Below are 14,968 nucleotides of genomic sequence, written 5' to 3' on the forward strand. Positions count from 1 at the left end.
GATTGCTGATGCGCGGTGACAAGAGAAAAGATGAGAGAAAAATAAATGATGCGTAGGGCGGGGCGTTTAGCGAAAAAGAAAATTAAATGAAAAATAAACCTTTACTTAGGTAGCTAACCCAGCCATAATGCAATGGCTCTGTTGTTAAGAGAGTTATTAATAAAGCGTAAAGTAAAAGAAAAACCCTCAGAATTCCCGCGTAACCGTTGTTATTCCTTAGTGTTTCCCTTAGCTTCTTGCCTCATAAATAATTCGTTTCCTCAGCGCAACACAATAATTTAATTAAGAAAAGGGACGTATTATGTCTACTAAAAGCACTGGTTCAGTAAAATGGTTTAACGAAGATAAAGGTTTTGGCTTTATTGCTCAAGACAACGGCGGCGCAGATGTATTTGTACATTTCCGTGCCATTATCTCTGAAGGTTTCAAAACCTTGAAAGAAGGCCAAAAGGTTTCTTTTGATGTTGAGCAAGGTGCCAAAGGCCCACAAGCGTCTAACGTTACCGCGCTGTAAGCCTCTCTGATACCAGAAAGCGGGCGCCCGCCGCCCGTTTTCCTTGTCACCGTTATCCTCGATACCCGTTCGATTTCCTATCCTGTTATTTCTGTTATTGATTGCTTTAAATCAACTTTATATTGACGTTGAAAGGCTACAGAAATTCAGCGTTGAATAATATATAAGGTTTTTTATGGCTAAAGTTAATGGCAGAAGCAGATTTTGGTTTTACCAAAATAAAGAAATTATTAAGAAAATAACTGAAGAATTAAAATAATGATTATAAAATTCACTGTGGGTGATTTCTCTTGGGAATCCTCATTGCATCAATTAAATAGTGATGCGCTTATTCGTCACATCCATTTTTATAGTGGTCATAGCGGTGTTGGCATCAGTATCAACTATTGTGAAAGTACCAGTCGGGGTAATATTTATTCCCGCGATGCATTAGTCGGTAATTTCGCTGTTCTATCGTAATAATTCATGCCACGGCATGATGCGTGCCGGCGTTGGCGTTTGATGGTCTTTTTAATATCCCTACATCAGTTAATTATCGCAATGATTGAGCGTTACTCTCTTTGCGCCGATTAACCTCTCATTTTTGCCAATAAACGCGTTGCTGACGAAAAATAATAATATTCCCTTGCAGCATGGCGTTTAGTTGCCTCTCAACTGATCTTTTTTCTCTGCTGGTGCGCATTAGATGAGTGGGACTCGATATCACCTGCAATACGTGGATACAGTGCACGGCACGCTCAATTGTTACGGCTGTAGCTGATTTGTATTTGGCGTGTAAATGTGGCATGGTGATATAAATCACACTTTTAGTGTTATTCATGTATGGCTCAAAATGAGCGTTAACACGGAGAGACAAGATGAAGAAAATGCTGATGGTTGCGGCACTGTGCGCCGGTTTGAGCGGCGTAAGCCTTAGTAGCTATGCTGCGCCTGCGCAAAAGCCTTTGATGGGCGGTTGGAGTGCAGCCGAGGTAACTCCACAAGCCAAGCAGGCCGCTGAATTTGCATTTAAAGCGTCCAATGTATCTTCCAAGTTGGACAAAGTGATTGCGGTGCAGCAGCAGGTAGTATCAGGAATGAACTACAAAGTGATCTACCAGCTGGCTGACGGTTCACGTTGGCAGGCGCAGGTTTACCGTGCGCTGGATGGACATGAAGAGCTGCATGCATTGAACCGTATTCCGGCTAATCAGTAACGGCCATATTGCCACATAGGCAATACTATCATTGAGAAGGGCGCGCTACGTTGTGTAGTGCGCCCTTTTGCTATTTTGCGTGGTGGTTTTATGTGAGGCGAGCAAATGCCATTCTTTACGCCTTACTGATAACTCAGCACACCTTTGGCGGCCGGTAAGTAACGCAGTGAGAACAACACGCTATCTTTTCCTGCGCAAGGCGGGATACTGCGTAATACCGCGGCATCCGAAGGATAAGCTGGTTCAGCATGAAATTGCTGGCCGGGTAGTGCGCGGAAAATTTCATACACCACGCCAGCGGCTGGGGTTGTGGTCGAGGCCGACGTTGCGCGGTTATCCAAGGGGCAGCCAGCACTGCTTTGTAGATACAAGGCTCGCTCAGCACCAGAGAGTTTGCCGACGCCGCGCCCATCTTGGATCCAAAATTGTACGCCGCTGCCTGATAACTCACTGATCAAGGCGCTATAGCCTTGCGGCGACATGTTACCGGCAAAAAAGCTGCTGATATATACCGGTTGGCGTGACAGCATCTGGAGCTCCAGTCGCTCCCGCTGTAGCCAATTCTTGGCCAATGCTTGACGCTCGGGAGCGCGCCAATTTACACCATCAACCTCCGCGCTGATATACCAGCCACTGACCGGCACGCTATCGGCGGCCTCCAGCCAGCGCTGGGCTTGGGCCCGATCTTCGCTACGCAGCCGGTTGAGGTAGTTACCCAGTGCTGCATCCGGCTGCTGTTGGCGGGCAAAAAAATCGGGATCGGCGTACAAGCCAACCACTATCTGCAATCCCGCAGCGTGGGCTAGCCGCGCTTGGCGTTGTAGCCATTGCTGATCTTCTTCGCTGACAAAGGCATCACCATAGCGCGTCCATTGCAAAACGAGCGTATCCATCCCCATGGTTTTGAGCTGTTGCATCAACGTTTGCCATTGAGCCGTGGAGACTTGGCGATCGCGATTTTGTGGTTGGTAGATAACGGCATTCATGGCCTGCGCCGATGGGGCGATCAGCAGTAATCCCCCGAGCAGGAGTGAGGCGATAAGAGTGCGAACCTGTGCGATCACCAGCGGCCTCCTAGGGTCATAAATACGCTGTTATTATCATCATTGAATGGATTATGGCTACTGAATGTATGTTGATACTCCAAGCCGACACTGACCTTATTCGGCCAAGCTTTGTCGCGGGTCTGGCCGCTCCAGATATTCCAGCGTACACCCACACCGGTTAAACCGGTACTGTGGCTCAGCTCATCGTGGAAGCTGTTGTATTGGATATGCGCATACGGCTCAACGGTTTGCCCTGCGGCAATTTTTTGATGCCAACTGGCGCGATAATCGGCGGTATACGATTGCTGATGTTGGCGGACATAGTAGGCCGCGTCCAGATACAGGTTTTGCGCAAACCAGCCTTTCCCGTTGGGATGCCAGTCATCACTAAATTTACCGCCGTTGAGTAATGAGGCACTGGCGCGCAGCATGATATCGGCCTTACCTGATTGTGCGGTGAGGGGGATCTGTTGCTCTGCCGCCAGATAGAAGGTGTGACTGAAAAACGGCTTCCAGCGGATCCCCGCGCCGAGCATGGGATCGTTCACCGGTAGCAGATTACCGTTTTCGCCGCTGCCAGCAAATATACGCGAGTAAGCAAACAGCGTATCGCCACTGCGCAGTTGATTGCGGCCAATGCGGTAGCTGGCTTCCAGTTGGCCATAACTGCGATAACTTCGACCGGGCTGGGCGCTGCCGCTATTCGTGCTCGTCAGGGCGCTGGATTGCAGGCCCAACAGACTGTCGGCACTGAACGTCCAACGTTGAGTGGTGTCAGTGTACAGGCGGCGTAGAGCAAATTGCTCTTGCTGCTGTGCCGGGCTTAGCGGATACGGTGCGGCTGCGTTGCTGATATCGGCAATCGCCTGCGCGGCATAGCGCAAGGTTTGTGGGTCATCGCCTAAACGTTGGTTTACGTAGGCGAGTTGGCGAATTAAGCCCGGATCGTCCGGCATGGTGTGCAAGGCTTGCCGCATCAACGTTCGAGCGGTTGCAAAATCGCCCTCATCCAATAACGCATAGCCGAGCGCGGCTTGGTAATCGGCATTATCCGGCTCCATACGGTGCGCTTGGCGCAAATCGGCCAGCGCCGATTGAGGTTGTTTGAGCTGTTGCCAGATCACGGCGCGCGCCGCGTAAAAGCGTGCGAGCGGTTTTAGGTGTATTGCCTTATCCAGGGCGCTAAGCGCGCTCTGTGGGTCGGATTTTGGCGTATGCTGCGCGGTTAACCACCAGTAGCCGGCATAACCGCCCATACTGCGTTGCTGCATCAGCGATAGCCAGTGGCCGAGCGCCGTAGCATTGCCAGCGGCTTGCGCGGTGCTGGCCGCAGCCAGTAAATCTTCATCGCTAAGTGTGTTGGTCGGTAACTGCTGCCAGTAGTGTTCGGCCTGCGGATAGTTTTGTACTGCGGCGGCTTGGTAGGCGATTGCCAACTGATTGTAATGGGATGGTCGACGTTGCTCGCTTTGCTGATAAGCATACAGCGCGAGCCCTGGCAGCTGTTTTTGGTAGCAGTTACCCAGCAAATCCCAACTGGCTGCAGGGTATGCTGGCGACAGATTTCCCAACAGCGTAGTGACTGCGGCGCAGTCATGGCGTGATGCCAGCCAGCTTGCTTGTTGCAAACGTAAATTCACATCCGGTTGTGGTCGGGATAATCGCGCCAAAACGGCCGGTGTGACGTATTGCGGATAACGATCCAACAACTCAAACAGACGGGCGGCCAGCTGTGAACGCACGGTTCTGTTATATGGGCCGTGATATGGACCTTGGAATGGATAGTGCTGGAGCAGCAACTCAATGGCCGCCGCTGATTTGCCCGCTTGCAGTAAACGGTAGGACAGCGTATCGAGCAGCTGGCTGTTGTTCGGCTGCTGCCGATATAGCTGCTGGGCTAACGCCAGGCTATGGGTATTCCCCGGTTGCTGCAAACTGAGGCTAAACCGAGTCTCTAACCATTGGTTGGCCGGATAGTTGGCTAAGAAGGTTTGTGCGGCCGAATAGTCTTTGGCTTGCATTAGCCCTTCTAAGCGGCGCTGGGCAATCCACTGTTGGTTAGCGCTAAAACGGGCCGGGAAGTTCAGTACTGCTTGCTGCGGATTGGTACTGTAGCGTGACAGCAGATACAGCCAGCCTTGCTCTTGTTGAGCATTCGTAAAGGCGGGTGCAGGCGTTTGTGCTAAATAGTGGCGTAAGCGAGCGTGTTGTCCTTGTTGGGCTAATTCGCTGGCATAGGCTAAGCGTTGTGCTGGGCTATCCATCACGCCTTGCGCTTGCAACTGCTGTAGGCGGTTATAGTCACGGGTCAGTAGTAGGATCTGAAACCATTGCTCTGCTTGTGCCGCGCTAAGTTTGCCTTGCTGGCGTAACGCATTGAACTCAGGCTCTACATATTGCCATTGCTTGAGATAAATAGCGCGTTGCTGTAAGTCGGCGCGTAGCGTGTGCCCTACGGCGCTGTTGGCAAAATTCGGGTCTTGCAGTTGAGCTGCAGCAATATTGAGGGCACTCAGGTGTAATGCAGCTTGTCCTACGGCAGCGCGGCAACGCAGTGTAGGCACTTGGTCACACCTTGCTTGCTGCGTCAGCAGTTCGGTACGGGTGATCTGCTTATCAAGGGGGAGCGGGATGGCATCGAGCGCTTGGCGTAATGCGCGGTTGTCCGGCGCGCGCTTTAATTGATGTTGCAGTAACTGTACGGCTTGTTCATTGCGCCCAAAATGGCGATAGGCTTCGGCCAAGTACAGTGTTACCGCTATATTATCCGGCACTTCACGGTGCACATGCTCAAACTGGGTAATTGCCGTATGAGCATCATTGTTCTTCATCGCCTGCATGGCTTTTTGCAGGTGTGGATAGGAGATGAAGTAGTGGTAGTCACTCATGCCCCAATTCGGCGCGGACAGCTCACTGCCCTTGGCATCCGGTGTTTCTGCGGCCAGTAATGTGCCACTCAGGGCGCAGTACAGCATGACCGCGAATGTGGAGCGTGCATAGGGAAGAGACATCAGGCCACCTCCTGTTGCAATTGCTGTAACTGCTGATGGCTGAGACCGGATTGTTGCAACAGCTGCGTCATAGATACCTGTAATTCGTCCTGTAATTCCAGTGCTCGCGTTAGTGTTTGTGGGCTAATGACGCCTTCATTGACTAAAAATGCGCCCAGCGGTTGCTCACAGCGTTCGTGACGCAGGAGCAAAGCCTTCATCGCGGCTGCATTGATATGGCCAAGTGAGGTCAGAATTTCGGCAAACAGAATTTGCTGTGAAACAAAGCGCTGCCAAAGTTGTGCGCTTTGGTCACGACTAAGCCAGCCTTGTTGTTCTGCGTGCGTGAGTAACGCGCGCTCATCGCTGCCAGGATGGCGGGCATACCAGTGGCGTAAACCCACCACCACTTGTCCGCGTGGCACGATGACATAGCGGATCGGGTGCTGCATCTTGCGCCCCAACGCGGCCAGCGAGACGGGGTCAATATTGTATTCGCTGGCTACCACCAGCGTATCGTGCTCTAAACGCACCGGCAGTACGGCATAATGCAATGCCACAGACGCCGGCATTTGCGCAATTAACGCGGGATCTAAAGACCATGCATCGATGGATTCCATCTCAACACCACTTTGCTCGGCCAATGCGGCCGCCAGTTGGCGACACGTGATGATGCCTTGATGCACCAGCATCCCGCCCAGACGTAACCCTTCAATCCGGTTGGTCAACGCTTGTTCCAATTGGGCATCGGTTAGCGCGCCTTGGCTTACTAAGATTTGGCCGAGTGGCCGTAACGCGCGATTGGTTCCGGTGACACTTGGAAAATCGTGGGTGGTTTTATCCCACGCCACGCGCCGCGGATCACCGTGCTGAATGACCTGAGTAATGGCACGCCAGTTGGCCATAAAGTTGATCAGGTTACCCCAAAACAGGCGCAATACCGATAACAGCCCCTGCTTAATGCCGTAATACGCGGTCACGAAAATAATCCGCTGCGCTATCCGGTTGAGCATCAAGGCAAAGTTGAGCCAGAGTAAGGTTTTCAGCCAAGGGCCACCGCTGAAAATGGATAAAAACTGCCACGCATCCGGCCAAAAATGTTGGTACAGATACAGCACAATCAACTGCAGCATCAAGATCATGGCGGCAAAGCTGAGAAAGTTACTGATGGCGCCTTTGCGATCACGCCAGAGAAAGTAGTTAATGGTCAGGTTGTCGCTCCAACGGTGTGTTTTGAAGCCCTGAAAGACAATCCCGATAATCCAGCGTGATTTTTGCCGCATGGCGGTAGTGAAGGTATCGGGGAAATATTCCCGTACACAAATGGTATTGGCCGAGCGCTGGCTTTGTAGCCACGGGCGCTTACCGGTGGGCTCTGTTGGGATCACAGGGAAACGGACAAAAATTTCTTCCATCCCTTTGGTTTTTAAACGAAATCCGATGTCATAGTCTTCAGTGAGACTCTGCACATCAAAGGCGATCCCGTCACCGTCTTTAAGCAGTGCCATCACCGCTCGGCGGCTAAAACAGGTACCGACACCCGCGCTCGGTACTTGACCGGCAATCGCTTCGCGCACCGGAACATCTTTACCGTGCAATTCGGCAAACTCATCGATGTAACTCATGCTGGTAAAGTGCGTCCACTCCCGTTCGAACGGATAGACGGGGATCTGGATCAGATCCTTGCGGTCAACCAAGTAGTTGAATAGGCGCAGCTCGAGCGGAGAGATCACATCTTCGGCATCATGCAAAATGAAGCCGGCAAAGGTGAAATTGGCGCTGCGCTCAAACTGGGTGATCGCATCGAGAATGTTGTTCAGGCAATCGGCTTTGCTGGTGGGGCCGGGTCGGGCACACACCACTTTGTGCACATTTACAAAGCGTGCGCACACGGCGTCCACATCACGCTGGGTATCTGGGTCGTTGGGGTAGGTCCCGACAAAAATATGGTAGTTCTCATAGTCGAGCGTGGTGGCGGCCAATTCAGCCATATTGCCGATCACCCCAGTTTCATTCCACGCCGGTACCATGATGGCCAGCGGCTTTTCATCCGGTTTATATAATGCATCGTGGTGCATACGTGGGTGACGTTGATACACCGTCAGTGCACGCTTGATACGCCGCGTCCAGTACGTGATATCGATAAACAGATCGTCGAGGCCACTGATTAACATCAGCACGGCGAGAGTTATGGCGATCAGTTTTAGACCATACAAATAGGTGATGAATGCATCAATCATTCGTCATTGCCTTGGGTTATATGCCGGAAAATAGAGAACAGATGGAGAATGTGTTTAGTATTTTATCCGGCTTTATTGTAATAGATGGGAGCATTCCTTTGCTAAATGTGCATTTGATTGGTTTTTTGATGCACTAAATAGCCGTTTTGCTGTAATTTTGACCATGGTAGCATTTAGCCAAAAAAGCGCTCAAAGGCTTTTTTGCTTCATTGTGTGACCGAGAGAGGCGATGAAAATGAGCAGTATAAAAATGGCTTGTTAAACAAATGTCATACCAATGCAAGTTTTCGCTTTAGCTAGGCCCAGCACGCACTGCGAAAACGCCATCAGGCACTCAACTGACCGGAGATCTGCTACCCCTAACCCCCAGCCTTAGGTAAAATCTGCCGCTTACTCTACGACATGCGGCGGCATCATCTGACCGCATGCCGGCATTTCCCGGACGGAAATCCGAACAACTGAGATACCATACAAAATGAAAATTCTGCGGCATTATGCCTTTACCCTCTGCTTGCTAGCGGGGATTGTTCTGGGCGGCGCGGGCGGCCTGCTTTTTGGTGAAAAAGCGCTACTGGTGAAACCGGTGGGCGATCTGTTTTTGAACCTGATGTTTATGGTGATCGTGCCGCTGGTGTTTTTCAGCGTCTCCTCGTCGATTGCTGAAATGAAGCAGATGACCCGTTTGGGTAAAATCATGGGGACCGTGTTTGCGGTATTTGTCTGCACCGCGTTATTCGCAGCGGTGATTGGTTTGATTGGCACGCACCTGTTCAATCCATTCCAAAATGTGGATACCCAGAGTTTATTGGCGCAGTTGCCGCCGGTAGCCGAAACGGAGTCGGGTAAAAGCATTGGCCAGATCTTGGTGAGCACGTTTACCGTGCCGGATTTCTTGCAACTCTTTACCCGTTCGAGTCTGTTGCCGCTGATCGTGTTTTCCATCTTGTTTGGCCTGGCGACAGCGTTCTCGGGCGAGCAAGGCCGTCCGGTGGCGCAGCTGCTGTCCGCGGGTACTACCATTATTTTGCGCATGGTGAGCATCATCATGTACATCGCGCCGGTGGGCTTAGGTTGCTACTTTGCCGCTACTGTCGGTGCGCTGGGGCCGCAAATTATCAGTGGCTATCTCAATGCCTTCTTCTTGTATCTGGCGCTGACGGTGGTGTATTTCTTCGGGGCGAATACCCTGTATGCCTTTATTGCTGGCGGGATGGCGGGCGTGCGCATCTTCTGGGCCAACGTGGCCACTCCAGCGGTGACCGCGTTAGCCACCGCATCCAGTGCAGCTTGTATTCCGGTGAATCTGGTGGCGACCAAAAAGATGGGCGTGCCGGACGATATCGCAGAAACCGTGATCCCGTTAGGGGCTAACACGCACAAAGATGGCTCGGTGATTGGCGGGATTTTGAAGATCGTGTTCCTGTTTACCCTGTTCCATCGTGACATGAGCGATCCAGCCATGCTGGCGGCGATTATCGGCGTGGCCTTCTTGGTTGGCGCGGTGATGAGTGCCATTCCAAGTGGCGGCATGACCGGCGAGCTGATGATCTGCGCTGTGTTTGGTTTTTCACCGGAGCTGGTTGGTACAGTGATGATTATCAGCACCATTATTGATGCGCCGGCCACTTTGCTGAACTCCACCGGTAATACCGTATGTGCCATGTTGGTTAGCCGTTTTGTGGAAGGGAAAAACTGGTTGCAGCATAAAACGGGCTTGGCGAGCACTCAGTCATAACGGCTGCCAGTGCCTGAGTGAGTTTTAGAGACTTAAAAGACCATAAAGCCGTTCGCTTTTAGCTGCGAACGGCTTTATTTTTACTGACTAGACACTGACTGACTAAAAAGAAAGTCAGTGGCTAAATGCTTAGGCCTGACGGAAAGAGCGCAGCATCCACACGGTTTTTTCTTGCTGTTGGATGTAGTCACTCATCAGGGCCACCGTCCCCTCATCACCGGCATCTGCCGCCATCGACAAAATCTTGCGTTGACGGATCAGCAAGGTTTGCAGACCACTTAACAGACCATCGATACAGCTTTTAGCATCGTGCACATTTTTGTGCTCTTTAATTTCGGCGTGTGCCAGATAATCACTGAAAGTATGCAGCGGTTGCGCTTCCACGGTCAAAATACGCTCGGCGATTTCGTCAACTTTCAGCAGCAGATCGTTATACATCTCTTCAAATTTGACGTGCAGCTGGAAGAATTGCGGGCCGGTAATGTTCCAGTGGTAACCACGGGTGTTCATGTACAGGATCTGGTAGTTCGCCAGCAGAATGTTGAGCTCCGGTGCCAATTTAACCAGATCTTCTGTTGCCAAGCCGATGCTAGATGTTGTCATAGCAAACTCCTTATTACCCATATTTAAAATTCGTTATACCTGACTCGATGCGGCACGAAGTCAGCAGCAGACCAGCGTGGTCTGTGTCATTGAGGTTAAGTATAGGCAGGCCGCGCGCAGAGGGAAAAACCATTGTATTTATAGGTGTAATAGGTAAAACCATCTGTAATTTGACGCGCATTGTTCGTAGTGGCGATCTTGTGATGCATCGGCAAGCGTGAAAACCGAGCGGCAAAGCCGCGTAGAAAAGGGAAGGTGGACAGAAGATGTAACGCTGTAATGTTGCTATTCAATGTGGCGAATGGCGCAGGAGCAGGCGTAGGCAGGCGGCGATGTACAGGAAATAGGCGCAAATGTATCTGCGCCGACAAGCTTCGTTACGCAATGAGCCGGATTGTTGCCAATCCCGGCTGGAGTGATCCAGCCGGAGTCCGTATTCTCAATCCCAAGAGATATTTACTTCTGAGAGCTTGAGATAAAGCTCTATTTGCACCAACCTGCGCGGAGTCGCAGGTTTTTTTTTGCCTACCTTTTCCTTATCCGCTTCTTTTAACCGATTTTTTAATGTAGCACCGTGTTTATCGTTTCTCTGGCGCTGTCCCGCGCTCGCCCATTTTTCTGCTCCGGCGTGCTAGCGGCTTAAGGCGCTGGGTTAGGGTAGCGCGTATGGATTTCTTCGATACCTTGCAACACTTCATCCGGCAAACTGAGATGCTGACTGGCAATATTGGCGTGCAGCTGCGCTAGCGTCGTTGCGCCAATAATAGTGCTGCCCACAAAAGGACGACTGAGCACATAGGCCAGCGCCATTTGCGCCGGATCTAAGTTGTATTGCCGTGCCAGTGCTACATACTCAGCGGTGGCGGCTTCGGCTTGCGGATTAAAGTAACGCTTAAAGCGGCTGAACAAACTGCAGCGTGCCCCATCAGGACGCGCGCCATTGAGGTATTTGCCGCTTAAGATCCCGAATGCCAGCGGCGAATAGGCCAACAGCGGCACTTGCTCGCGGTGACTGACTTCGGCCAGACCGATTTCAAAGCTGCGGTTGAGCAGGCTGTACGGGTTTTGAATCGACACCATGCGCGGCAAGCCATGTTTTTCCGCCAGACGCAAATAGCTCATCAGCCCCCACGGCGTCTCGTTCGACACGCCCAGATAGCGAATCTTACCGGCGCGGACTTGCTCGCTTAGCGCCTCCAGCGTTTCAATCAACGGCACCTGATCTTCGTGCTCTTGCTGCTGGTAACCCAGTTTGCCAAAACAGTTGGTGTTGCGGTGTGGCCAATGCACTTGATACAGGTCGATATAATCGGTGCCGAGGAGGCGCAAGCTATCATCCACCGCTTGGCGGATGTGGCGGTGATTGAGCGCCATATCGGGGCGAATATAGGGCACATTGTGAGGTCCAGCGATTTTGGTGGCTAAGATCACCTGCTCGCGGCAGTTACGGCTTTTCAGCCAAGAGCCGATGTACTGTTCGGTTAGCCCTTGGGTTTCCTGTTTGGGGGGCACCGGATACATCTCGGCGGTATCGATAAAGTTGATGCCTTGCTCAAAAGCCAGATCCAGTTGCTGATGGGCATCCTGCTCACTGTTTTGCTCGCCAAAGGTCATGGTGCCAAGACACAGGGCACTGACCTCCAGAGTGGAGTGGGGAAGGGTATGATAACGCATAGGCATCCTTGTGATGACGTCATAACGGGATGCCTATAACTTAGGGGGCGCGGCGAGGAAAGTAAATTTCTCCGCCGCTTAATGCGCTTATTCTGGGATGTTTTTGTGCAGTTGTAGCGATTTTCCACGCTGCATACGGATATTGAGCAGCTCCACGGCAAAAGAAAAGCCCATCGCAAAGTAGATGTAGCCTTTCGGAATATGCATACCAAAGCTTTCGCCGAGCAGAGTAAAACCAACCAAGATCAGGAAGGACAACGCCAGCATCTTGATTGGCGGGTGGTTATCCACAAAATCGCCAATGCTCTTGGCCGCCATCATCATGATCAGCACTGCAATCACAATTGCGATGATCATAATCGGAATGTCATTCACTAAGCCAACCGCGGTGATCACCGAGTCGAGCGAGAACACGATATCCAGCACGGCAATTTGCACCAGCGTCATCACAAAGCTGGTGGTGGCACGAATGTGCGGCGCGTCTTCGCCGCCGTTACCGGCTTGCAAGCTGTCGTGGATCTCATGGGTACTTTTGGCAATCAGGAACAGGCCACCGAAGAACAAGATCAGATCGCGCCCTGATACCGGATGATCCAGTAGCGTAAACAGCGGAGCGGTCAGGTGCATGATCCACGCCAAGGAAATCAGCAACAGGATACGGGTGCCCATCGCCAGAGCCAGACCCAAGATCCGTGCCTTTTGGCGCTGCTGTTCGGGCAGGCGACTAACGATGATGCTAAGAAAAATAATGTTATCGATGCCAAGCACAATTTCGAGTGCGGTCAGCGTCAGCAACGCCACCCATGCATGCGGATCTACAAGCCATTCCATGAAACTAAACCATCTGAAGAGCGGAGAATAAGAAGCCGTATAGGATAACGTATCTGGCGTTTTTTTTCATTATGTCAGGCATATGATTTCGCTTGTCTGACAATGCAAAGAAGCCCACGCACGCCTGCTGGTTTACAGCGCCGGCGGCGTTAACCCGAAATAGCGATTTAAGATGGCGCGGGTAAAGGCTTTTTTCAGGTAGAAGCCACGCGGCAAGGTTTTGATTGGCTGACCATAACGGCCAATTGCATCGGTCAGTGCGCGGCCATTATTGGCTTTGGGCCGCAGTTGCAGCACTTCACCGTGGCGTGCGGTGATGCTTTCCACCTCGCCGAGCACGATTTTGTCCATCAACTCTTCCCAATCTTGGCGCAACAAGGCTTCTTCTTCGGCAGACGGCGTCCACAAAATCGGCATACCGATCCGGCGCTCACCGAGCGGGATCGTGCGTTCACCTTCCACCGGTAGCCACAACACACAGGCCAGCTTGTGTCGCACATGGCTGGTTTCCCAGCTCACACCACAGTTACCGGTCAGCGGTGCGACACACACAAAGGTGGTTTCCAGCGGTTGGCCGTGACGATCCACGGGGATGGTTTTTAGCTCCACCCCCAGATGCGGAAAATCTTGCTCCGGCTTGCTGCCAGCGCACGCGCCTAGATGTTGTTCGATCAGCGTACCAATCCACCCCTTGTCGCGCTTGAGGTTGGGCGGTACGGGCAATCCACGCTGCGCGGCTAATTCGGCCAGCGAATACCCCGCCAAATCACGGGCGCGGTCAAACAACGCCTGGCGAGAAACAGGAATCATGTCAGTGTTCATGCTCATTATCTTACCACCCTTTATGCCTTGTGGTGATCCACGGCACAGAGGTTACTCGCTGTTCATTTTTCGCTCAGCAAGATCGTTATTTATGGGATCCTTCACGAGCTCACGATCCGCCTATTTATAATGCAATGATTTATAAGGAAATATTAAATAATTTAGGGAGGCTAAGATCGCCGAGACTAAATTATTGCTGGATAAATCACCGACAATGAACAGGATCTCCCCACTAGTTATCCACAGAAATCTTGGATAACCGTGGATAACCAACCGATACTGGCTGGATGAACAGGGGTTTGTGGTTAAGGTTCCGTGCGAGGGTGCACAAAACTGTCGATCTTGTCAGCGGTATGTGTGGATAAATTCGGCGCTGGCGGATCTTTGCTCAATCATGGATCTTTACGATCCTTTTTGTTTGTCTGCTTGTGGATTGTTTTACTTTTGCTTGTGTAATTTATTGTTTTTAAGGTATTAAATTGATTGTTGTTGGCGCTTTGCGGCCTGATCAGTACGGCGATTTATATGCAAGCGAGATATTTTTTCACAGTGATATCCACAGAAAAAGTGAATAAATTCGCCGAATTTTGGCAGAAGGTGTTTATAACTTCTCCGCAAAGCAAAAGTTATCCAAAGAGTGGCGAATAAAACAGCAATGCAGGCGCTGAATGTTGATATATGACACACAGACTGCGCGCCACGACGTTCACCAGTTTACCGGTCAGGGGTTGTGTGAAACAATCAAAGGATAACTGACGCTTTTCAGTATTGAGGTAGTCCTGTGATTGATGGCGATGGCTACCGCCCGAATGTGGGAATTGTGATTTGTAACCGAGCGGGACAGGTGCTGTGGGCGCGCCGTTATGGGCAGCACTCGTGGCAGTTTCCGCAAGGCGGCATCAATCCCGGTGAAACGGCTGAACAGGCCATGTACCGGGAGCTGTTTGAAGAAGTGGGCCTGACCAAAAAGGATGTCCGGCTGCTCAGTTCCACCCGGAATTGGTTACGCTATAAATTACCAAAACGTCTGGTGCGGTGGGATACCAAGCCGGTTTGCATTGGCCAAAAGCAACGCTGGTTTTTATTGCAGCTGATGTGTGATGAGTCCAAAGTGAATATGCAGACCAGCGGGAATCCGGAATTTGATGATTGGCGCTGGGTAAGCTATTGGTATCCAGTGCGTCAGGTGGTGTCATTTAAACGCGATGTGTACCGGCGGGTGATGAAAGAGTTCGCGCCGGTGGTGATGCCGGCGGAAGAGGCAGTCAAGCCGCCCTATAAAGCCACCCGACATGTAAGAAGGAAAGGATAACCTGA

At 51.5% G+C, this 14,968-nt stretch carries 12 protein-coding genes; 4 read left to right on the top strand and 8 right to left on the bottom strand.

Going from position 1 to position 14,968, the window contains the following annotated elements; all coding sequences use genetic code 11:
• The first annotated feature begins 301 nt into the window (after positions 1-301).
• The gene (locus LQ901_RS00980) at positions 302-514 is read left to right on the top strand and encodes a cold-shock protein (RefSeq protein WP_010864638.1); all 213 of its coding nucleotides are present in this window, start codon (positions 302-304) and stop codon (positions 512-514) included.
• Between the two features lie 577 nt (positions 515-1,091).
• Here LQ901_RS00980 and LQ901_RS00985 read toward each other — a convergent pair.
• Complete coding sequence (locus LQ901_RS00985) at positions 1,092-1,334, bottom strand: hypothetical protein (protein ID WP_139799907.1); 243 nt, start codon at positions 1,332-1,334, stop codon at positions 1,092-1,094.
• Between the two features lie 37 nt (positions 1,335-1,371).
• Here LQ901_RS00985 and LQ901_RS00990 point away from each other — a divergent pair, with 37 nt between their 5' ends.
• Positions 1,372-1,710, top strand: a complete 339-nt coding sequence (locus tag LQ901_RS00990) for a cystatin domain-containing protein (protein WP_010864637.1) — start codon at positions 1,372-1,374, stop codon at positions 1,708-1,710.
• A 122-nt stretch (positions 1,711-1,832) separates the two neighbouring features.
• On the opposite strand, the gene LQ901_RS00995 is transcribed toward LQ901_RS00990, so the two are convergent.
• From LQ901_RS00995 to nrfB, 3 genes are read right to left on the bottom strand one after another with little or no spacing between them, the layout of a single operon-like run.
• A complete protein-coding gene (locus LQ901_RS00995; RefSeq protein ID WP_233671916.1) occupies positions 1,833-2,774 on the bottom strand; it encodes a DUF4434 domain-containing protein in 942 nt (313 codons plus the stop codon).
• The gene (locus LQ901_RS01000) at positions 2,771-5,767 is read right to left on the bottom strand and encodes a tetratricopeptide repeat protein (protein ID WP_233671917.1); all 2,997 of its coding nucleotides are present in this window, start codon (positions 5,765-5,767) and stop codon (positions 2,771-2,773) included. The genes LQ901_RS00995 and LQ901_RS01000 overlap by 4 nt, the downstream gene beginning before the upstream one ends.
• Positions 5,767-7,986, bottom strand: a complete 2,220-nt coding sequence (nrfB, locus tag LQ901_RS01005) for a cyclic di-3',5'-guanylate-activated glycosyltransferase NrfB (RefSeq protein WP_233671918.1) — start codon at positions 7,984-7,986, stop codon at positions 5,767-5,769. The genes LQ901_RS01000 and nrfB overlap by 1 nt, the downstream gene beginning before the upstream one ends.
• Before the next feature lie 475 nt (positions 7,987-8,461).
• Here nrfB and LQ901_RS01010 point away from each other — a divergent pair, with 475 nt between their 5' ends.
• Positions 8,462-9,721 (top strand): dicarboxylate/amino acid:cation symporter, encoded by a 1,260-nt coding sequence (locus tag LQ901_RS01010; RefSeq protein WP_152136878.1) that lies wholly within the window; start codon positions 8,462-8,464, stop codon positions 9,719-9,721.
• A gap of 129 nt (positions 9,722-9,850) precedes the next feature.
• On the opposite strand, the gene LQ901_RS01015 is transcribed toward LQ901_RS01010, so the two are convergent.
• The 4 genes from LQ901_RS01015 to mutH form a co-directional block, all read right to left on the bottom strand.
• Positions 9,851-10,324, bottom strand: coding sequence for a Dps family protein (locus LQ901_RS01015; protein WP_010864632.1), 474 nt, complete (start codon positions 10,322-10,324; stop codon positions 9,851-9,853).
• Between the two features lie 639 nt (positions 10,325-10,963).
• A complete protein-coding gene (locus tag LQ901_RS01020; protein ID WP_152136879.1) occupies positions 10,964-11,998 on the bottom strand; it encodes an NADP(H)-dependent aldo-keto reductase in 1,035 nt (344 codons plus the stop codon).
• 87 nt (positions 11,999-12,085) lie between these two features.
• Positions 12,086-12,829, bottom strand: a complete 744-nt coding sequence (locus tag LQ901_RS01025) for a TerC family protein (protein ID WP_010864630.1) — start codon at positions 12,827-12,829, stop codon at positions 12,086-12,088.
• A 132-nt stretch (positions 12,830-12,961) separates the two neighbouring features.
• Entirely contained in the window at positions 12,962-13,651 is a 690-nt protein-coding gene (mutH, locus tag LQ901_RS01030) for a DNA mismatch repair endonuclease MutH (RefSeq protein ID WP_039045840.1), read from the bottom strand.
• A gap of 781 nt (positions 13,652-14,432) precedes the next feature.
• Here mutH and rppH point away from each other — a divergent pair.
• Positions 14,433-14,963: an RNA pyrophosphohydrolase gene (gene rppH, locus LQ901_RS01035; protein ID WP_064978190.1), complete on the top strand. Its 531-nt coding sequence runs from the start codon at positions 14,433-14,435 to the stop codon at positions 14,961-14,963.
• The last annotated feature ends 5 nt before the right edge of the window (positions 14,964-14,968 follow it).

Origin of the sequence: Plesiomonas sp. PI-19 (assembly GCF_021368255.1) — a bacterium.
GTDB classification, from domain to species: domain Bacteria; phylum Pseudomonadota; class Gammaproteobacteria; order Enterobacterales; family CAMTGL01; genus Plesiomonas; species Plesiomonas shigelloides.